Source organism: Paenibacillus alkaliterrae, assembly GCF_021532375.1.
Lineage (GTDB): Bacteria > Bacillota > Bacilli > Paenibacillales > Paenibacillaceae > Pristimantibacillus > Pristimantibacillus alkaliterrae.
Genome location: NZ_JAKGAP010000052.1, coordinates 1 through 19,692, shown reverse-complemented (window position 1 = coordinate 19,692; position 19,692 = coordinate 1). Strand labels below are relative to the sequence as shown.

Sequence of the window (19,692 nt, the reverse complement as noted above, 5' to 3'; positions counted from 1 at the left end):
TTTCTATAATTTTTTCCTTCCCATCTGCATTGCTCCAAGGAATGAGATAAACAGCACCGCAACGGACAGAGTGACTATTTGAATTCCGGTACGATCTTCGAAGTAATAATATGCATTGTTCGGATCCATCCGGATGTTGAAATAAACAACAAATACCGATAGAGCAATCATGAGGAAGGTTCCCCATTTATAAGCCGTAAGAAGGGTTATCCGTTTTTCCTCGTTATACATCGTGTTCTGCATTTCATTAATTAACTTGAACAGGGAAGGAGTTATGTCCCCCCCGTTATCCAAATGGGTAATCAGAATGTCCGCGAAGTAATGTGCCCAATCATTACCGACCCTCTCAGCAAACTGCAGGATCGATTGTTCAGGATTTTCTCCTGTCTGCAGATCCATAATCAATCGGTTCCATTCACTGGCGATTTCAAACGGAACGGTGCGAGATGCTTTATAGATAGCCCCTTCAAGGTTTTCTGCTTCCGTGAAATATCCAATAAAGTTTTGGATAGTTGGAATCATTACCGATGCCATCGAGAGATTTTTCCGCTGGTACCTTGACCACGACCATAGAAGCGGGATCGAGCCGAACAGAAAACCAATAATGGCGTCGTACAGGGGTGCCGGCATGATTCTATAACAGATTAGAAAAACTGCAACTGCGATCAACAAGCACATTGTAAATAGATAATTAGCCGGCATCTTTATCTCAGCTACGTTCAAGTACTCATTAAATTTGATCATGAGGGGATAATCGGTCCAGCTCTTTACCGGTTTATCATCCCCCGCACGTCCTTGAGCCCGACGTTTCTCGTAAAATCGATTCCGGCTGAATAACATCAAGCCAACAGCGAGACGGCCGATAATGGGCGTTACAATGAAAAGCGTGCCGATCACAAAAATTGCAAGAAACGCTATTTTTATGGTTGTCATTTAATAGGCTCCTATTTTTGTGAATTCTTCGGTCGTTCCACCGTATGACATCATGTGGTCCATCAATCCATCGCTGATTTTATGCTCCGTTCTTTCCCATACCATATTCTTAGGATTCCAGACAAAGAGCGGGCGTTCTTCAATAGCACCATTTTCTAAAGGGACGAGCTCCGTTATTTCTGACATAACTCGGCGGTTCTTATATTCGTTTACTTTTACAAATCGCTGGTAGATTACGATATTGAACGCCCGCCCGATCCGCATTCTAAGCATATCGTTATCGTGCATTCGACCATCTTGCTTAACCATGTCCATGACGTCAGATACTAACATGTTCCGGTATTTCGAGTGTAACGAAACCATTGTGTCGTGACCCCTGAGTGCAGCTTGAACCGCCTGCGATGCTTCAGATCCCCTAATCTCACCAACAATGATCCGGTCAGGGCTTAACCGGAGAAGCGGTTTAAATGCATCCTCCATCGTTAAGCCTAGATTAGCGATGGCTTGAAATGGGATAATATTTCTGCCCAAAAGTCGTTCGTGAAGCATCATTTCAAATTCCGTTTCAAGGGTCAGTATTCGTTCGAGAACAGGTATTTCTTTTGCTAGTGCATAAAGGGTTGTTGTCTTCCCTGTTTTGGTTCCTCCTGCAACGATAATTGAAGCGTGATAGCGGACAAGGAGAGATAAGAGAAGCACCATATCTTCATTCAAGGTACCGCGTTCCACCAGAGTCATCAGGCTTGGATCTTTCAAAATAAAGTTCCGTATCGCGATGGCTGGAAATGGTGAGAAAGGTGCTTGTGTCATCGTTAGCCGTGCCTTATTGTGCATGAATGTGTGACAGATAGGATGCTGTTCATTGATCCTTGCCCGGCCGTATAAGGCAAGTCGCTCTTGTAAACGGATCACTTGCTCTGTCGAGTCAAATCGCCTTGGATACCTAGTCGATACACCATCTTTCATGACAAAGATTTCTGTATCGTTTACCTGAACTTCTTCTATATCCTTGGCCTTATATAAGTCTTCGATGTAGCCGGCACCTACCGTAAGAGCGAATACAGCGTCGGACAAACTCATTCTCTCTTGCAGCTGGCCAGTTGTTGCATACAGCATTTTCTCGTTAATTATTTGCTTTATTAGAGCTTTAATCTTTTCTTGCGCGATCGGGTTGCCTAGACCGGCTTGATGAATCGTTTCTTTATGCTCATCTTGTTCTTCCGGAGTGCCGTCGATGTTTTTAAGTTTCTCTTGGACGATTTTGACGACTTCTTCGAGCGTACGATGAAGATAGCCTTTCGTGACTTGCTGTTCTCGTTTGCTCTCTTTCTTTTCCTTTTGTAGATGCTCAAAAATGCTGAAGTTATCCCTTTTCTTTCGAATAGACGTCCCGTTCATTTCGTTCTCCCCTTTACCACGGCATTAAGCGGCGGAAGCCAATAGCTTGTTTGCCGCGCAAAGCCGATTTCTTATCCCTGTTCACTGCCGTCAACTCGAACTTTGCTCTATTCGCCAACCAGCCGGATAAAGATAGGATGTTCGTGCGGAATTCATTCGATTCCGGACCCTCATTTAGATATAATGGCTGTCCGAAGTTGATTGCTTTCAGTCCCGCTCCCTTGTCAACATTCCGAATACGGGTAACGATTTTCGTTCCTATCCCCTTCTCAATCTGGAGGCCTTCCAATGTACCGTTGAGATCACGGTTCATAACAAGGTGGAAATCTTTTTCTGTCAGACCGTAGTGCTGCCATACACTGTTGAACCAGTCATTCCATGATGATTGATAGCTTGTAATAACTGATTGCACGACTACGATCCTTTCATCTGCATCTTTTACGCATTTTAACGTGGCAGCCTGATCGGGATATGTATGCACATCCGCGATGGTAAAGTCGAAGGTTTTTCTGGCGACGAAAAGTAAGTGACCGATTTCTCCAACTGTTATCTTCTCAGCCCACTCACGTCTTTGAATGCCGGTAAGGATATAGAGATTGTCGATGCCTTTGATTTGATCGCAGGCTTTTACTAATGCGGTTTGTTCAAGGGTTCCTGAATCACAATCTGCTTGAATCAGAGGATATCCCTTATCGGTTGTGATATGCAAATGATCCCTAATCTCTGGACTTTTTAGGTTTAAATCGACGAGAAAGACGTTTTTCCCTGGCATCCGTTGTGCCATGCAGATGGCCGTCGATATTGCCACAGTTGTCGCTCCGTCTTTTGGTGAAGCCGACATTACCGCCGTTACCCGCCCCGTTTCAGGAAGATCATGTGAGCTCGATTTATTGAAGATTCGACCATTCAGTTCTTCGGCAATTTCTTGTCCGGTCAATGCACCTTGAATGAGAGAAATTTGAAGATCAAGACTGATTCGCTTAATGATTTCCCGATATAAAGAATCAGTTTGCGTCGAGAGTATGACAAGGACCTTTGTTTTCTCCGGTACTGAAGACTTTATATAGCTCAACCATGTCCATGGATACTTTTCCTCAAATATGTCCTCGTGCACGACTAAGTAATCTAATTGTTGACCGATCCTTGAAAATGCCTTGCTTAATTCGTTCTCATTAAATGCGAATTCAGCTTCTTCCGTCTTTGGGATGATTTCGCCGATCGTCTCCGCCATCTGCGGCCGTGTAAGAGCAATCAGTAATTTCATTGTCCAACTCCTTCTTCGGTATTAGCCGGATTAGTGTTTGCCGATGCCTTATCTACTGCAGCTTGAGAATTTTGCGTTACTGCTTGTTCAAGTTTATTTGCTTCAGGCTTATTTGCTTCAACCGGTTTATCTTCACTTTCCGTATCTTTTACCGGGTCGGCCGTGTCAGTTTGCTTGTCAGGTATGATCGTGCCGATCGGCTTGGAGGTAAGCGGAAGACCTAATTTTATTACGCCTTCCTTCTGCCCTTCTGCTAATTTCGCGTACTGTTCTTCGCTAATTATGAAAGTAATGAAAGCAGGCTGAGCCGTTGCTCCTTGACGATAACGCTCCATGTTCACCTCGTCTCTTTGGCTGCCGGTTGATGGAATCCCAAGAGTTGTCGCCGGCGCACTGTCTACAATTTCTTTTCCATCTTGATCTTTCACGTATGCGACGGTTAGGCCAGGAATAAGTTTTTCGTTATAAATCTTCTCGGCTACCTGGGGCATGGCCGAAGCAGAAGGATCAGCAGTCATAGTCGGGTCAATTACTTGTCCAGCAGCATCCAGGAGTTTAGGCGTGTTATATTCCACGTAGACGTCGACTTTATCGCCGCGGCGTATCATGTTGTTGACGGCGCCTACAAAATCAACCTTGAATCCGATATATGTTTCGCCTTTCTTCGGGTAAAGCGTATCCGGACCGATTTTCCATGAAAGAAATTCTTCCATTTCTCCGATCGGGACGACAGCGCGTTTTCCGACAATCTCATTTCCATCGACTATGGCATTATCCATGTGCTGTACGGTTGGGATGGATACTTCCCTCAACATATCCGCTGTTATTAACTCCCCTGCTTGAATCATTACCGCAGGTTTGATCGTTTTCATCATCGTTACGTCAAGCTCATACCCTTTCATATACTTGGCAAATCCGATCGCCGCACCTACAACTATCAGCAGCCCGACAATCATTGAAATCCATTTACTCATGACTATCTCCTTCCAAGGTTCTAATATTTTCTGGTTTTGGCTTCATCATCGAGCGATTTTATTTCTCTGAATATGCTTTTCAGCTTGGCACCAAGACCGTATTGCTTCTTGATTAAGTGATACATTTCTTTTGCCACTACTGATCGAGCCATAGGTTTAAAGGGAAGAGAGAGAATATTTTTGAGATTCGTATCATCCCATGCCATCTTGCCGGCCCATAATTGTTTCAGCACTATAGTCCCGAGATCCGGTATGTGGGTGAGAAGCGGGAGTAAAACTGCCTCTTTCCATTCAGAGTTTTTGATATATCGATTCCATCTATTGCCGATTATGCGAATTGTTTTACTTTCGAATTCCTGCTTTAGCTTGTCGATGGTCTTATAGTGGTGGTTTAACGCGATAGGATCCCCATCTGCCACAATCCAAATTTCATCAGACATAGCCATGATTTTTTTGCAATGCGCGTCATCGTGCCGGGAAGAAATATCGCAAAGCGTCACGGGATATCTATTTGCTGAAAGAAGAAGCTTCATATTGTCTTCTTCGCTCCATCCTTTAATCGGGTCTAAGCTTGACGGTATCCAGGTTACTCCATGACTGCTCCAGGAGTTGTCTTGTTTTACCGATCCAGAGTCCTTAATCTGTTCAGCCCATGATTTCCAGTTCTTCGGTGCATTCACTTCTCCGTGCATCAATTCGTAGTATGTTGATCCGGTATTCTCGAATACTGGTTCCAACACCGCAACAGGCACTTTGTTTTCCCCTAGCATCCGTGCGAAATTTGATGTGATAAATGTTGCTCCCGCACGCGGATAAAGACTTACCACAGATATGAGCATCGAGTTGAAGTGTACTGGGACGTGAATAGTTACAATCTTCTCTTCTATGATGATTCGTTCTTTTATTCGATCAAGCTTTTCCTTCTGCTCTGCAGTTGAGCGCTTTTTCCGAGGTTTCGGTACCTCGACCGCCGACTCGTCGGGCGGAGTTCTATGTGGAGCCGTTACTACTTGTTCGGCTGGTGTTCGATCTGACAATTTCTCGTCTTTGTCGGATTGGGGCGTAAAAGCTGGTTCTTTGGGTAAATCCTGAATTATCTTCGATTCCTCTTTGATAAATGGCCGCTGTTTCGTGATAGGTTCCGGGATGGGTTCAATTTGTAAAACTGGTTTTGTGGCTTCCTTTGTTTCTTCTTGAGGCAGTGTGGTTATAATTTTCTCCGGAACCTCGTTTTTCAAAGTCGATATTTTCGTTTCTTCAGGAATAGGCTGTTGCTGTTCTACCGACAGGGCTTTTGGTGCACCATCCTTACGAATCAGACTTTCCAACAAACCGGTATCGAGATCATTGTAGCTAACGCAGATATTCCCGTCGTTTAGGAATGAATTGGTCAGATCGTCTTCATCTCGGTGATAAATAAATAAAAAGACGGTATCGGGTGACTCCGTATGTACTGTCCGGTATATCTTCAATAAGTTTTCATCCGATGGGATAACTGTTTCAGGGAATATGATGACGTCTGCCCCTCCAGCAGCGTTCCATTGGGGAAAGAAAAAATCGAATGAATCCAGGCTTCGGATAAATCTGCCTGTCTCGGATAACTCTTCTTCGATCCATTCCGCGAAGTCCTTATCGTCAGATATTAAAAACAGTCTTTTCATGAATTCACCCCCGCTTCAATATCACTGTATATATATTAACTAATATACAAGTATCATTTCATGAAACTACATCTGCAAACTCTAATGTCGTAATACTTGGTACTTCAGGCAAATCCACTAATAGGAGGAGATAAAATGTTCCATCTTCCATAATTAAATCAGCTAGGCCGCTTACCCGGTTGTCATAAGAGCCGCGGCGATATCCTGCCACTCTAAAAGGCACTTCTATACGACCATTAAATGTAGCAATCGAAACAGCTTGCATCCATTTAAACTTTATTAGTCGAGTATCGTAAACGACGGAGGTAGATTCCCCAAACTTTACAGTAGAGCCTACTCCCGCTCTGTATGCTTCTACTACTTTACCAACCGCTCTTACAACCATCTGCGCCGGAAGATTATAAGTATTTCTTACTTGGTGGTAACATTCCTTTGAGAGCTTTACTTTACTACGGTAAGTCTTTGTGAGAAATCCAACTTCGCTGATATGATTGCACACTTGACTAAAGCGTTTTGTAACGTCTGTCAACTGCTCATGCTGCGTTGCATCCGTCAGGAGTTGGATTTTCATCGTATAGATCAAAGCATATTTCCCTCCATTCTGGCACAGGACGACTTACTGTAGGTCATAATAAAACTTCACTCCGTTTTGATAAGCAAAAAAAGCTTTACTCAATTTGATGTTTGGATCATAGAGGTCATTATCCGTTAGAAACCAGGTAATCGGATCGGCTCCTTCTTGTTCAATAATCTTGCTTGCCAAGTTCGCTTTATCCTCGGATGAAACGAGGACTACCAGTGTTGCTTCCGGATCGATCTCCGCAAAATACTCTTTGAAAAATTTTGCTTGATAACGTATTGTCTTCACCCATTTTTCATCTTCTCTGTGACAAATCAAGTAAAATGGCATTTCACGTCCTTTAGGATTTCTTAAAACGAATTTTGCTGTTGGAACCTGTTGCTCCTCTTTAAGAGCCAAGGTCGGATGAAATTCGAAATGGACAAGATCAAATGTTTCACGCAACTGAATATAAAGTTCATTCGTTGCGATATAACGCATCCGAAATAGCATAGTTGTTGGTTTCGGACTACGCGGATCACGATGACCGAGATATGTGCCATATTGAAATTTAAGAATATCTGCCCCGCTTGCTCCCAATTCATAAAAGCTCGGTTTGTTTTCCTTCGGCTTAGAATAGCTTGACCATTGAAGTCTGCGAATCAAACCGTATTTCAATAACCGGTTAATTCGCTTCCTTACCGTTTCGTCCCTCTCGACTTCAGGGAAGAAAAGTCGTGTAATTTGTGAAAGGGTAATCCAACGATGAACGTGTGCGAATTTCACGAGCTCAACGTCCCGATCCGTAATCCACCCTTGTTCGATTTTTTGGGAAATATAGTAGAATTCATGACGAGTAAGATCATCGATTTTTGCTACATAAGCATACGGATCATCCAAGAGTGGTTTTTCAGCAACCACTGTATGCTCAGCCTTAATCAGTGGAGATACGAGATTTTCCATGCTTCATCGCCCATCTCCTTCTTAAATTTCATGCGGGAAATCAATGATTTTTGTCCCGATCCGTCTACTCTTCGGGTTTACGTTTTTTATTCGAACCGTGCATGTTTTACCAACCAGAACGCCGTCCTTCGGCATTTTTCTTTCATCAGGATACCAGGCTAATGCTTCAATGCCGGGTGCCAGTTTGACGAAAACTCCAACATTTTCGACAACGCTTATAATCTGACCGCGATAGAAGTTATCCACGCCGAATTTTTCCTGCACACGATTCCATGGATCTTCCAGCAATTCCTTGCGGGAAACACGGACTTGTCGTTTAGTGCGATCAATGAAAGTGATTTTAACGGTAAGTTCAGTACCGAGCGCGATGAGATTCCGTCCAGATACCGTCCAGTCATATTCATAGTCATGGATCGGAAGAACACAGATAACGCCTTTCACACGAACGTAGAGCCGCTCATCCTCAAAACCGGATACTACGCCAGTGACAACATGATCAATTTCTGCTGTTTCCCAAAACTCTTCCTGCAGCTCCTCAAGAGCTTGGACTCGGGAGAGTAGTACAATCCCTTTTTCCTCGTCGAATACATTGAGATTTTCAGCGTCCTTGCCAAGTCGTGTTACATCGAGCACCATAAAGTCGACAGTGTGATCGATAAATCCAACAAGAGACCTGTAATTTTGCTTGTCGAATTGGGTCTCGTAGATCAATCCTTTTAAGTCATTGTTTAACTCGACGAGCGCTACTTGCATCTTCTGCCCGAACGGAGCATGATTTTCGACTCCAATAACAGTTCCCTGATGAATAGTTTTGCGGCGAAGTGACGTTCTATACTCCTTTATCGGATGTACTGCTAATGCTTCATTCATGATTAATTCCTCCTCTTTTTAATGTAAAGATTGTACATATTTTCATCGATAAGACTTAATCCCATCAGGTCTACAATTCCGTCTAACCTATCGGATACGATAATTGACTTTTTTTTGAAGTGATATTTTATTGTTGCATCGGGTATATTCGTTGACCATGCGACTTGGTACATGCCCTTGTCAGTTGCCGTCTGTTTGGAGAGGTCAATAGTAACTGTTATGAAGTGGGATTGGCCTTTATTGTTCGTTTCCCCAGGTTCCAGATCCGCAAGTAGATTCCGGACCATTACATTTGTACTAGACCATTCCATCAATAAGTGAGGACTCGATCTTTTCATATGCCCGATGATGCTTAATAAGGGAACCGAGTCATAGACGTACAAACAGGTATTGTAAAAATGTTCTAAATTCAATACACTGCAAGCTGGATGGGTAAGCACAAAATCTAGCTCCTCAATGATCTTTGCCTCTTGTCCCATTACATACTCCTTTCTCCAGAATAAATATCGTATATTGATTAATAATCTAATATATATACTAATATACTACTATACTACTATTGAAAAATGAAGAACTATTTTACTCTCTGCAGATAACTTACTTTTCTCTCTTTGTGCGTTTTGGCCTTCTTTTTTACAACATCAAAAATCTTGTCGAGATGGATTTGAACAACCGTACTCCCGAAACGATCACTAGTTAAATGGATAAGATAAAGATTCTCCTCAAACGTAATGTTTGTATCCTGGTCATATACCTCTCCATTTTTCACTTGATCCATCAAGTATCCAAGAATCTCACGTCCGTAAAGGACATCTCCCTCTACTTCCGCTTCTGGATGGTTAAATAAATCCTCCAGTCCTTTGGATTTATGTTTAGCTGGAACACCAGTTACCGGGTTCAAAATAGTGAGAATTCTGGCCTCATCCACTTCCGTAAATACAATATGAGCTAAGCCATCAGAACCGATTTCCAGTTTGAACAATTTCCCGTTGTAGTTCCACATGGCTGCAATATTAAAATCGAGACTAAAAATACGATCCAGGATATCGAGAATCAGCTGCTCCCCATCTTCTATTCCCTGGTCCAGCATAAGATCAGGGTATCCGTAGTAATGTAAGCCATTTGTGCGGATGTAGAGTATATTCCCGTCAATATCAGTTGTTGTAACTGGAAGTACAGAAGGATCAAAGAATAGATGCATCGTGATTCACTTCCTTTCATGTATCTTAATTTCGATTATATACCCCTTTCTGAATTTCACAAAATTTTATTGATTACTTACTTGAATAATTTCGTGTTTTTACTCAATAAGCATTTCCAATAAAAAATGGAGAAGGTGGTTCTACCCTCTCCATTCGGTTGATCGAAAAATTAAAGTTCCATTTCGAATGTATCATAAATTAGTTCATTTTTGATCTTCAGGTTTTTGCGAAGACGAACTTTTTGCATGGATGCAAGAGAAATATTGTTTATGGCTTCTTCAGCGGTTTCGCCAACTGCTCCAAGTCGCAGTTCTGAAATGTATGCCGTATAGTTATTGTCACCTTGTCCCCTTCAATCATGATGTGTAATGTTGCTTTCGGTGTTTGTGCGGTTTGCATACTTAAACTTCCCCTCAATAAAGTATTTCCATCTAGTCGCTGAAGTCTAAATTCTTGTTTATAAGCCTGTAAATTTGGTTAAAATGATATAACTGACCAAAAAATTAATGTCAGTTTTTTTCATTTCATTATGAAATTTGACCCTCCTATTTTCATTAAAAGACGCCTAAGATAAGCATTTCTCGTTTCAATACCCATATGTTAATAAGTTAATAAATGTGATAGTATACTAATTAACATACCAATAAATAATGAAAGGCGCGATCCATAATGGCTATCGAGTTTGATTTGAATACAACACTACAACCTTATCTGAAAGAAATGATTAAAAAGCTTCCAAATGGAGCAAAATTGGTTATGAAATCTCTCTCTAATGGAGATTGGAATAAAGAAGACTTATCATTGAATAGCCAAGTTCGCCGCGGCGAGTTAAATTTTGCTGTTTGTTGGCTTGAAGCTCTTGGATTAGCTCGTTATATTTCATCTGGAAGGCAAAAACTTTATACGCTGACTCCACTTGGCCGTATCGCATATCAAGAATTTAGTATCGAGTTCCATGAATTAAGAGAAGAAAGGGACTAAGCTAGGGCGGGTTTTACTCCGCCTCACTGGTTCCTTTGCTTTCACGAGCTCCTCTTGCTTCATTGCGCATTCTCTCGGCAAGCTGCTGAACTGTTTGGTCTACGGTTGCTGGCTGAAACACAATATTTGTACCATGCCCGGCCTCTTCGGCTTCGGGAATTATTTCTTTTATAACTTCTTTTTCGGGTTCAATCACCGAATCAATCGCCGACTCTGTTGCTTCGGCTGGCTTGTCCCAAACAGAACTACGTCGAACTGGTATCCCTCTATCTTCCTCTTGCTCCTTCGTGCTTGTTTCTTTCTCGGCTACAGCAACATTTCCTACAGGCTTCGACTTCCCTCCATTTTTCTGCTCCCTCCTTTCTTTAGCTTTCTGTTTAACTTGAGTTAAAATATCTTTTTTTTCCTGGACGACTAATTGGTGGTTATCAATGGAATTGCCATCCTCGTTACCCGGATCCACATCTTCACCCGTCTCCCCTACGAGCTCGATAACTTCCGCACTCTCTGTTGTCAATGGCGAAAATAGCCTTCTCGATAACGGCAAAACAATTCCAATTACCGGATCTTGGCGGACGTTATTATGAACACCACGGAATAAGCATTCTCCATACTCGCCGGTCTCCGGATTGTAACCTTTCAAATTCAAAATCTCTTTCGGTAATACTGTATATCTTTTCTCTTCCTTCAGTTGAGTTTTGAATCCCGTTGCTTCCATTTCATCTGTACCTGTACTTTGACCGATTTTGTAGTCCTCACCGATCATATCAGCGTAATATTGGGCATCCTCAACATCTAAGCCAGCAAGGATAAATTTTTGAACAGCATTCTGCTTAACCATCGTTCCAAGTCTTTCGCTTACATCATCCAGCTGTACGTTGCCCTGGTGAATTACATTTACAAATACTTCAAACTCACGGGCCATTTCCATGAATGTTGAAAATTCTTCATCCGCAAACATTTCGATCTCATCGACAGTCAATTGATGCGGCCTTACCTTCTCCTTCAGGTTACGTCTAAAGGTACTCGCCCGGAGCAGATTCAGATACAGTCGCCCGACGGTATAAGTAAGCGTCTGAAGCGTACCATAAGCACCATTTACCAGTACAACTTCACCGTTTTTCAAGGCATCATCAATATTGAAGGTGGATGGTCCACAAAAGATTTTCTGGATGTGCCTATTGGCCGTCAATTCACTCAGATAATCATACAGATTTGAGTAAGTCTGCATCGCGTGCTCTTGCGTTTTTTGAGATCCAGCCATGTTCCTTGTATATTCGATAAGCAGCGGGACCAAGTTTTCTTGTCCTCTTAATTCAGAAAGGACTTCTGCGCGATAATCATCATTTATCGGTTGAACCAAACGATCCAGCTCGTTATAAGTAACATCATTGCCGTAAGCAAGTTTCAAAGCTTTAATTCCAACCCTCAACAGGTTTGTGGCACGAGATTTAAAGTATTGAACGGCATCTGGTCCCAGGTATCCATGAAAAGCCGATACGTTTGCTTCGATCATAGGTTCAATATCCTCTTTCTCGGGAACGTATAACGGATTTAAACAGTCGGAAAATTCATATTCTGGATCAAGCCGGCGGAATGGTCTGCCTGTCCTCTCCATGAAATTTGATAAACGATTGATCAGTGATCCCTTCGGTTCAATAATGGTTGAACCAATATAATCGTTCAACAAGTCCTGCGATATTAGATTTGTTGCCAAGAGGGTTTTACCTGCTCCAGTTCCCCCGATAATCTGAGCATGCTGCGCCCGGTCTGTCCGGTTTAATACCACGAGTTCACTTTGCCTTTCCTTAGTCGGTACAGTTTGGAAAAGTTCAAGTTTACATTCCTCAGAATAATACCGTAGGTGCGATAGGCAGCCTTTTTCATTCAAATCGACTGTCTCAAGATCGGATAAATTTGCTGTGTTCGAATTATTTTGGAGCGCAACTGTCCCATTGCCAATACCGGCTTCTTGGCTTTCTACTTCTTCAACCACTTTATTTAGTTTATTCCATACAGTGTTCTTAATACTCAAATGAAGTGTGTAGTATAAAGTGAGTGCGACAGTTCCTAAAAGTAACACGAATGCCAGTGGAACACCGTATGTTACTGGAATAAATCGCATAAGGATTTGTCCCAAAGCGAGTATACTAAAAGCATTTAGGAATGTTTGAATGATTGGCTTGGAGTAAGAGTTTTTGAAAAGTGCAGGAGATGAATAAATCATATGCCCCAGGAAGCACGGCAACAATAAAGGAATCGCCCTTAAAAATACTGGATCTTTTAAACCAAAGATAATATCCTGATACCGACCTACTAGCCACAAGAAGAGAAGAATCAAAACACATAACATTGAAAATGCCTGCAGGTTCCATATCGCATTCTTGTTCGCCGGATCCATAGAGAACCTTCGAATCGCTATGAATACATTTTTAAATATAAAAGCTACCATGTGCCCTATTGCCGACAATATTCCACCTAACACCATGCCTGCGTACTTCAAAGTGGACCACCCCCATAGTTGTATGTTTATTAATATATATATTAGTATATTACAGTCATAGGTTTCTTTGCTATGTAAATTAAGCCTCTGATTGGCAGTGTTTATTAACTGTCAATTAGAGGCTTTTTCACTTTGGTGCTCTATCGATTTAAAAAGGACCAGAATCCTTTTTTCTTCCTCTCTTTGCCAGCTGTCGATAACCAAAAACGTATGTCATAGTTTAAATCATGATTATCATTTGCTAATTTCTGAAGTTGGATACGGATCCCCTCTCGTTCCGAATCATCTTTAGCCGCTTCAAAGGCCTCATAGCAGCTCAGGACCGCTTCTTTGATGGTTTGTACTTGAAGTTCCCTCTCCGCTTGTTTGAACCTTGTTATGCGATCCTCAGCGGCATTTGAATACATATTTATAGTAAACGCATGAGTTGGGTGTTTGTCTGCTAATTTTGCAAATTCGCTTTGAAGAGATTCCTTTTCACTGATCGATACTTCAGGAGAAATAATTTTTTCATAAAGTTCAGCTATTTTAATGTTCAATTCATTTATATCCTGATTTGATTCCATAAGGCGTTCCGTGGCTTTTGTTAGACGCTTTTCAATTTCTTCAAAAAACTCGCCACTTTCAACCATACCTTGGAACTGCTCAAACTGTTCCATTTTTCTCATTAAACGAATAAGAATTTCATTATCCTGATCTTGAGTTTTATTGGTTTTTGATAGGCTAGTTTGACCACTTATGAGCTCTTTGAGCTGCGGCAACGTAAACTCTGATGCTTCGCCGGTCAAACCATGAATCATTTTCATCTTAAAAACGGAAATATAATTATGTTTATATGTTTTTGCATTACCTTCTCCGTATTCAACTGGATTGATGTACTCAAGTAAAACACGCCTCTTGTTCTTCACAACATGCGGTTCTGTTTCAATAATCTCAGCTACTTGATTTGATATGTAAAGAGCATCTTTATCCATTGAAAGAATTCGTTCTGTAAATAGACGCTCCAACCAGCCGCGTTTTTTATAAATTTCGTACAGCATTGAATTCCCGTCGAATGCTTTGATTAATATCTCTCTCATTTCATCACGTCTTACCTCTTCTAACTCTTCTTTTGTCATAACTACAGGTTGATCGTTCATATGAAGCACCCTCTCCTTACAAGAAATTCCGGAAATACTCTATAAGGCTATTTTACTAGAGTCTAGAATGAATAAAAAGAGTTAATCCATAGTTATTCACTTTATTTTTTATCCGATTAAATTCGGCACTAAACCGTATATAACCGTTTATATTCGAATTAATACGAATAAATTTTATCATGAATAACAACGAATAACCATCTTTTATTCAGTTGAACCATCCTAATGATATCTTTATTAGATGTGTATCGTATTTTAATAGTATTCATCCTTTATTATAATGATTCATATAAAACCGCATATAACCGGATATATCCGTATTAATCCACTAATGAGTAAGGCTGATTAACTAGGTTTTATTCAGCTGTTGGTCTATCTCCAAAGACGATGATTGCTTCATCCGAATCGTAGTGCATACAGCCAGCGATAAGGATAGGTTCGGTAAGCTAGAACATCAGGATGGTGGAAGAGCGGTTCATGGACGTTCAAGCTCAAAATGATTTATAAAAGCTTCAGGCGCCACTCAAACGGCGGCAACGGCCGGCAAGCGATTAAAGCAATGCACGCTCCGGTTTGTTAACTCTGTTAACACTGTTAATACACTGATTTATAAGGGTTTATGTGTTAACAAAAGATCCTCTGAACAATCTTCGATTTAACGGTTACATAGACACTGAAAGAAGTGAACAAAATAAGTAATCTCTTAAATCTCCCGACAGCCATCGACGAATAGAAAGGTGAGGAGGAAATGGCAGCTATTCATTCCATATCGATTTACGTAGCATACAAATAATATTATAATATCGTTTTAATATTATTATGATGCTTTCTATGTTAAAGGAAATGAATAGATTTAATAGGGATTGATTCTATCAAATTTGGCAATAATATAAATTAACGTGTTGATGCTTCGACACAGAATCTGTAGGGCTTCTGGCTGTTCGTGATGCTTTCAATGTATAACAAAAGTCGCGAACCCACGTGCGAAGAGTCGAAGATGATGATGCCAAGCCTGTTGGCATTACCATTGCGGCATCAAAGACACCCATCTGTCGATTGATCTGCTTTCTGACCATATCTGGATCAGTAGCGGCATCGTTTATATATGGCTCTTCGCCACTAGCGATATTATGAGCAAAAATCGCTCTATCAACCATCAGTAAATCTTTGAAAATCGGACAAGGGAATTGGTATAGATGCTTCGCTCTGCGTTCACCATCTGTAGCAGCATAAACATGTCAGCAAATGGGCAGACTGGTTGCTGGACAAGGGAATTGGTTCAGGTGCGAGCGATGCGTGGCTCCAAGCTGTAGCCAGTTCTTTTCTTATTTCAAGGCGAAGTTCAGTTTACCCGCCAGAACGTATACCATGGCGATGATATTTTTCTCGGAGCGGTAACCACGAGCCTTCCGTTTGGCGGCCTGGAACAAGCTATTTACGCCCTCCAGCAGACCATTGGTTAGTTTTGATGAGAACCAGCGAACAACGCCATCGTAATGATTTTGCAGCATCTTGGCGACATCGACCATAGGAGCCAACTGGCAACGCAGTCCCCACCCAATCCAGTCTTTAAGCACCATCGGTGCGATCGCCGCAGGATAACGGTAGATCTCTTGCAGAATGAGACGCATACGGTATGCTTTGGCTGTGTCTAAATCACAGTCCTTCAGTTTCGCCATCGTTTCTTGTTGAGCTGCCGTCAGGTTTTCCGGATTCTTTAGCCACATATAACGTGTATCTTTCAGTTCAGCACAGCTCTTCCGTTCAGTGCGGCGGACTTCATCAACGGCTTCGTTGGCTGCCTGAATGACATGAAACTTATCAAAGGTAATGGATGCTTTCGGGAAGTTATCTTTCGCGCCTTTGATAAAGGCGGGGGACATATCCATGCAGACTTCGGTAATATTCTCTGCTTTACCACCATGGGTTTCGAGTTGCATTTTGCATTCGTTCCATGTGCCGGAGTCCTTGCCCTTGGTCACGCAAATGTGACGTTCTTCTGCTCCGGATCCATGAAGATGGTGATGAAGTTATGTCCGCGTTTGGCTGACGTTTCGTCCGTATTAATCTTCGTCACGTATGACAGATCCTGTGCGGCAATCGCGTTATCGACGTAGTAATGGAGAATCCGCCATAGGCGTGTGTCGTGCTCGTCTACAAAGCGACTGACGGCATTCATTGGCATATCCTTGGCCAGTGCGATGACGAGTGCATCGAAGTGAAGTGTGAAGTAGTGCTTCGGTTTGTCTAACGCCCATGGAACGTTAACCCGCATCATTCTGTTACACTGCCCACAGTTGGTACGAGGCAACTCGGCGTGGACATAACAGGGATACTCGAAAAATTCAGATGCCGCCATGTGCGGTCCTTTGCTGCAATATCTTTTACCGGTTGGTCTGGCGCTCCGAAATCCGAGCAAGGAAACAGCGCGCGCTTACGGAACTTGACATAGACGTCTAATTGCTTCGCTTCCACATTGAATTCAACTTGGTCAATGTACCACGGTTCCGGGATATGCAATAACTCCTCGAATCCATCGATTTTAGCAGCAAACATATGAAAACACCGTCCTCAACTGATTCTTTTAAATCCAGTTTTGACGGTTCAATCTGACTTTAAACATTCATAAGAGCGAAGAAGCTTATATATGCAGAGACACCGCATTCATCATCGTAATACTGATTGCAATAGAATTCTCTTATCACTCAAGACAGGGAAAAAAGTTACCATCTTCAAAAAAAAATATACCTGATTTTGCACGTATGCAGTCTAACAGAGACGTCCTTCGCCTAACAGATGATAACGAAAGGGGAGGGGGGACAAAATGCAGATAAAGCCCTTATAAGGAGACTGCTGCAAAAGTCTATTTTTCAGTACAAGAACAAAAAAGAAAAACGAGCCTATAGAATCGCTTCCAAGGCTCGTTTCAAATATAAGGAGTCATAATTGACCATATTTTTTTGTTTATATCCAACAAAACACTACTTTTGCGTGCTCTCAAACAGGATTAACTCCGGAATTATCTATAAGAATCGACTACATCATCACCAAAATTTTTACCGGCTTTTCTAGGCATTATTGGTTCGGATTCAGGATTTGGAATATTTGAATCTTTTTCGATTGCGTGGTTGCTTTCCACCATATTTTTAAAATTATCCCTGTTCACGTGCATTTGTTCGCTTTCTTGCGAGCTTTTGTTGATAGTATTCCGACTTATATCCGCTTCTGCAGAAGCTGAGAAAAATGGGGCAGCTTCATGATTAGAGAAGTTAGTTCGCTCTGAATAATTTGACGGTGTTGAAAGTGCGGATCCGAAATGTATTTGTTCTTTCATCGCTTGAATATTACGTTTACTCGGGATGAAGTGTTGGAGATTGCGTAATCCGTTTTCCGCAATCTCTTTTTCGATCAAATACCGAATCGAATCACTATATATTCCTTGCATATTGAGCCATTGGAATATGAGGGGATCTTCATCTCTTTTCATTTTTAATACATACGGTTTACCGGGTACCGCATCAGTCGGTTTCAAGCTGTTTCACCCCCAGGACTCGTATTTTTCTTCACAATTATTCACCGGCAGCTGCAATCCTTTTATGAGTTTCCTTATAAACTTTCTTTAATTTGGAGTAAAGGGAGCTCCGTACAAACCAGTCCAACCCCTCTGCATTTAAGGTTACAGCATATTTCGCAGGAATGTAAAAGAGTTGAATGCGGGAATTATCCGCCAGCAATTTGATTCTTGGATGGATGCTTTCTCTCATGAGAATACTTCCTCCGCCATAGACGGCAATAATATCAATCTCATTTGCACCAATTTTCAATACTTGATCGCTAATATGCTGCATAATTTGATTTACTTGATTGTCCAAGTGCGGTCTAAATGCCTGTTTTGCTTCTTGCAGGAATTTGTGTTTGCGATCGGAGAATTCACTAATCAAAATATCGCTATACTGTTGGCGTGAAATGGAGTTAAAGGCATAAGGCGCCAAAACGAGCAAATCATCTACAGCTTCTACAATAGCGTGACCAACTCCGTGGTTTACACCATGGCAAAAGTCCTTATCTACTGCATCACCACGTGTAAACGGGAAATCGGTAGTGCCATCGCCGAGATCGACATGAAGTATGTTCTTACCGTCCAGGTAGCTTCCATCGATATCACCAAGTTTGTACTCGATAGCGAATTCTTCAAATAGATCAACATTTTTACCTTTATCTTTGGCTTTAGCAGCTAATTGGGGCTTCTCGTAACTACCGGTTCTCCAGTTGCTTTCACGATCCATCTGCAATGCAAAGACAGGTGGGGTACCCTCTTGCAAGACTTGTACATAATCAAATTCAATCTTCACATCCACTTTTTTAGTCAATCCTAGATGCACGGTCACGTTATGACTACCGCTCATAAATTTACTTTGAAGTGTTTCTACATTTCTAGGGGTGTGCTGTTTAACCGGCATCGCAATTGCTTGATCGCTATTTACCGTAATGGAATCAGGCAAGGAACCTCTCTCATAAGCTACTTCAACAGCTCGAGCAGCAATTGTTCCGAGCGTGTTTATGTATGGGATCATTTGATCCGATTTTGCGTTGTTTCCCTTGACGTAAAGGCTCGTAACATTTTCCCCCACCGTCTTCAACGCATGTCGGCCAATGAGGTATGTACCCGTAGGGACAGCGGATGAGATGATCGAAACAACCAAGTTGTCATAAATGTTTTTGAGGTTCTTTGGAACATCCGTATCGTCGTCCGTCCATGGGATAGATACAGCTCCAGCATATACGTTTGGTTGCCGTATCAACTTTCCATCAATGTAAATTGACTGTTCACTATTCCCAATATCGTTGCCTACAACTAATTCAAGTTTCATAGTCGTTCCTCCCAATATATTCTATCAACCTACCAAGATTGTAGACTCTTTTATAATACTAGTCAAATAAAATAACAATCTTATTTGAATACTATTATAATACTGTCTAAATCGACAAATGATGGTTTAATTCAACCGAATAAAGCTGATTATAATCATCTTAATTCAGTTAGAACCACAGTCTTATTCGTATTTATCCGTACAAATCCGTAGTCAAACGGTCATATTCTGAAATTGATGATTGCTCTATTGCTCATTCTTGTATTACTATTTTGCTATTGAAGGATCCGCAGCAACCAGATCCGTCAGTCATCTTAGTATTAAGGCTAGGAAGAGAGGAGAGATGGGACAAGGATGAGAGGGTCGTTTTTTTT

At 41.6% G+C, this 19,692-nt stretch carries 15 protein-coding genes and 1 pseudogene; 1 reads left to right on the top strand and 15 read right to left on the bottom strand.

Annotated features, from left to right (window positions below; all coding sequences use genetic code 11):
- Positions 1-3: 3 nt before the first annotated feature.
- The 10 genes from L1N85_RS19430 to L1N85_RS19385 all read right to left on the bottom strand — a co-directional run bounded on the left by L1N85_RS19430 (position 4) and on the right by L1N85_RS19385 (position 9,823).
- On the bottom strand, positions 4-933 hold the full coding sequence (locus L1N85_RS19430) for a type II secretion system F family protein (RefSeq protein ID WP_235240707.1): 930 nt from the start codon (positions 931-933) through the stop codon (positions 4-6).
- Positions 934-2,331: an ATPase, T2SS/T4P/T4SS family gene (locus tag L1N85_RS19425; protein ID WP_235240706.1), complete on the bottom strand. Its 1,398-nt coding sequence runs from the start codon at positions 2,329-2,331 to the stop codon at positions 934-936.
- 13 nt (positions 2,332-2,344) lie between these two features.
- Complete coding sequence (locus tag L1N85_RS19420; protein WP_235240705.1) at positions 2,345-3,595, bottom strand: AAA family ATPase; 1,251 nt, start codon at positions 3,593-3,595, stop codon at positions 2,345-2,347.
- Positions 3,592-4,569, bottom strand: a complete 978-nt coding sequence (locus L1N85_RS19415; protein ID WP_235240704.1) for an SAF domain-containing protein — start codon at positions 4,567-4,569, stop codon at positions 3,592-3,594. The genes L1N85_RS19420 and L1N85_RS19415 overlap by 4 nt, the downstream gene beginning before the upstream one ends.
- Before the next feature lie 20 nt (positions 4,570-4,589).
- Entirely contained in the window at positions 4,590-6,230 is a 1,641-nt protein-coding gene (locus L1N85_RS19410) for a P-loop NTPase family protein (RefSeq protein WP_235240703.1), read from the bottom strand.
- Between the two features lie 58 nt (positions 6,231-6,288).
- The gene (locus tag L1N85_RS19405; protein ID WP_235240702.1) at positions 6,289-6,813 is read right to left on the bottom strand and encodes a hypothetical protein; all 525 of its coding nucleotides are present in this window, start codon (positions 6,811-6,813) and stop codon (positions 6,289-6,291) included.
- Between the two features lie 33 nt (positions 6,814-6,846).
- Positions 6,847-7,752: a replication-relaxation family protein gene (locus L1N85_RS19400; protein ID WP_235240701.1), complete on the bottom strand. Its 906-nt coding sequence runs from the start codon at positions 7,750-7,752 to the stop codon at positions 6,847-6,849.
- Between the two features lie 21 nt (positions 7,753-7,773).
- A complete protein-coding gene (locus tag L1N85_RS19395; protein WP_235240700.1) occupies positions 7,774-8,622 on the bottom strand; it encodes a S1 RNA-binding domain-containing protein in 849 nt (282 codons plus the stop codon).
- A gap of 2 nt (positions 8,623-8,624) precedes the next feature.
- Positions 8,625-9,101, bottom strand: coding sequence for a hypothetical protein (locus tag L1N85_RS19390; protein ID WP_235240699.1), 477 nt, complete (start codon positions 9,099-9,101; stop codon positions 8,625-8,627).
- Between the two features lie 95 nt (positions 9,102-9,196).
- Positions 9,197-9,823, bottom strand: coding sequence for a hypothetical protein (locus L1N85_RS19385; RefSeq protein ID WP_235240698.1), 627 nt, complete (start codon positions 9,821-9,823; stop codon positions 9,197-9,199).
- Between the two features lie 670 nt (positions 9,824-10,493).
- Between L1N85_RS19385 and L1N85_RS19380 the strand changes: the two genes are divergently transcribed.
- The gene (locus L1N85_RS19380) at positions 10,494-10,805 is read left to right on the top strand and encodes a hypothetical protein (RefSeq protein ID WP_235240697.1); all 312 of its coding nucleotides are present in this window, start codon (positions 10,494-10,496) and stop codon (positions 10,803-10,805) included.
- Positions 10,806-10,818: 13 nt separating this feature from the next.
- Here L1N85_RS19380 and L1N85_RS19375 read toward each other — a convergent pair whose 3' ends face one another.
- The 5 genes and pseudogenes from L1N85_RS19375 to L1N85_RS19345 form a co-directional block, all read right to left on the bottom strand.
- Positions 10,819-13,308 (bottom strand): type IV secretory system conjugative DNA transfer family protein, encoded by a 2,490-nt coding sequence (locus tag L1N85_RS19375; RefSeq protein ID WP_235240696.1) that lies wholly within the window; start codon positions 13,306-13,308, stop codon positions 10,819-10,821.
- Between the two features lie 140 nt (positions 13,309-13,448).
- Positions 13,449-14,447 carry a hypothetical protein gene (locus tag L1N85_RS19370; RefSeq protein WP_235240695.1) on the bottom strand — a complete coding sequence of 333 codons (999 nt, stop codon included), beginning with the start codon at positions 14,445-14,447 and terminating at the stop codon, positions 13,449-13,451.
- A gap of 1,325 nt (positions 14,448-15,772) precedes the next feature.
- Positions 15,773-17,003 (bottom strand): annotated as a pseudogene (locus tag L1N85_RS28190) (ISL3 family transposase).
- A gap of 463 nt (positions 17,004-17,466) precedes the next feature.
- On the bottom strand, positions 17,467-17,979 hold the full coding sequence (locus L1N85_RS19350; protein WP_235240691.1) for a hypothetical protein: 513 nt from the start codon (positions 17,977-17,979) through the stop codon (positions 17,467-17,469).
- A gap of 37 nt (positions 17,980-18,016) precedes the next feature.
- Positions 18,017-19,318: a ParM/StbA family protein gene (locus L1N85_RS19345; protein WP_235240690.1), complete on the bottom strand. Its 1,302-nt coding sequence runs from the start codon at positions 19,316-19,318 to the stop codon at positions 18,017-18,019.
- Positions 19,319-19,692 lie beyond the last annotated feature (374 nt).

Excerpts from the sequence above, each read along its gene's own strand:
- L1N85_RS19430 (WP_235240707.1), bottom strand. The coding sequence starts at position 933 with ATGACAACCATAAAAATAGCGTTTCTTGCAATTTTTGTGATCGGCACG.
- L1N85_RS19425 (WP_235240706.1), bottom strand. The coding sequence starts at position 2,331 with ATGAACGGGACGTCTATTCGAAAGAAAAGGGATAACTTCAGCATTTTT.
- L1N85_RS19420 (WP_235240705.1), bottom strand. The coding sequence starts at position 3,595 with ATGAAATTACTGATTGCTCTTACACGGCCGCAGATGGCGGAGACGATC.
- L1N85_RS19415 (WP_235240704.1), bottom strand. The coding sequence starts at position 4,569 with ATGAGTAAATGGATTTCAATGATTGTCGGGCTGCTGATAGTTGTAGGT.
- L1N85_RS19410 (WP_235240703.1), bottom strand. The coding sequence starts at position 6,230 with ATGAAAAGACTGTTTTTAATATCTGACGATAAGGACTTCGCGGAATGG.
- L1N85_RS19400 (WP_235240701.1), bottom strand. The coding sequence starts at position 7,752 with ATGGAAAATCTCGTATCTCCACTGATTAAGGCTGAGCATACAGTGGTT.
- L1N85_RS19395 (WP_235240700.1), bottom strand. The coding sequence starts at position 8,622 with ATGAATGAAGCATTAGCAGTACATCCGATAAAGGAGTATAGAACGTCA.
- L1N85_RS19390 (WP_235240699.1), bottom strand. The coding sequence starts at position 9,101 with ATGGGACAAGAGGCAAAGATCATTGAGGAGCTAGATTTTGTGCTTACC.
- L1N85_RS19385 (WP_235240698.1), bottom strand. The coding sequence starts at position 9,823 with ATGCATCTATTCTTTGATCCTTCTGTACTTCCAGTTACAACAACTGAT.
- L1N85_RS19380 (WP_235240697.1), top strand. The coding sequence starts at position 10,494 with ATGGCTATCGAGTTTGATTTGAATACAACACTACAACCTTATCTGAAA.
- L1N85_RS19370 (WP_235240695.1), bottom strand. The coding sequence starts at position 14,447 with ATGAACGATCAACCTGTAGTTATGACAAAAGAAGAGTTAGAAGAGGTA.
- L1N85_RS19345 (WP_235240690.1), bottom strand. The coding sequence starts at position 19,318 with ATGAAACTTGAATTAGTTGTAGGCAACGATATTGGGAATAGTGAACAG.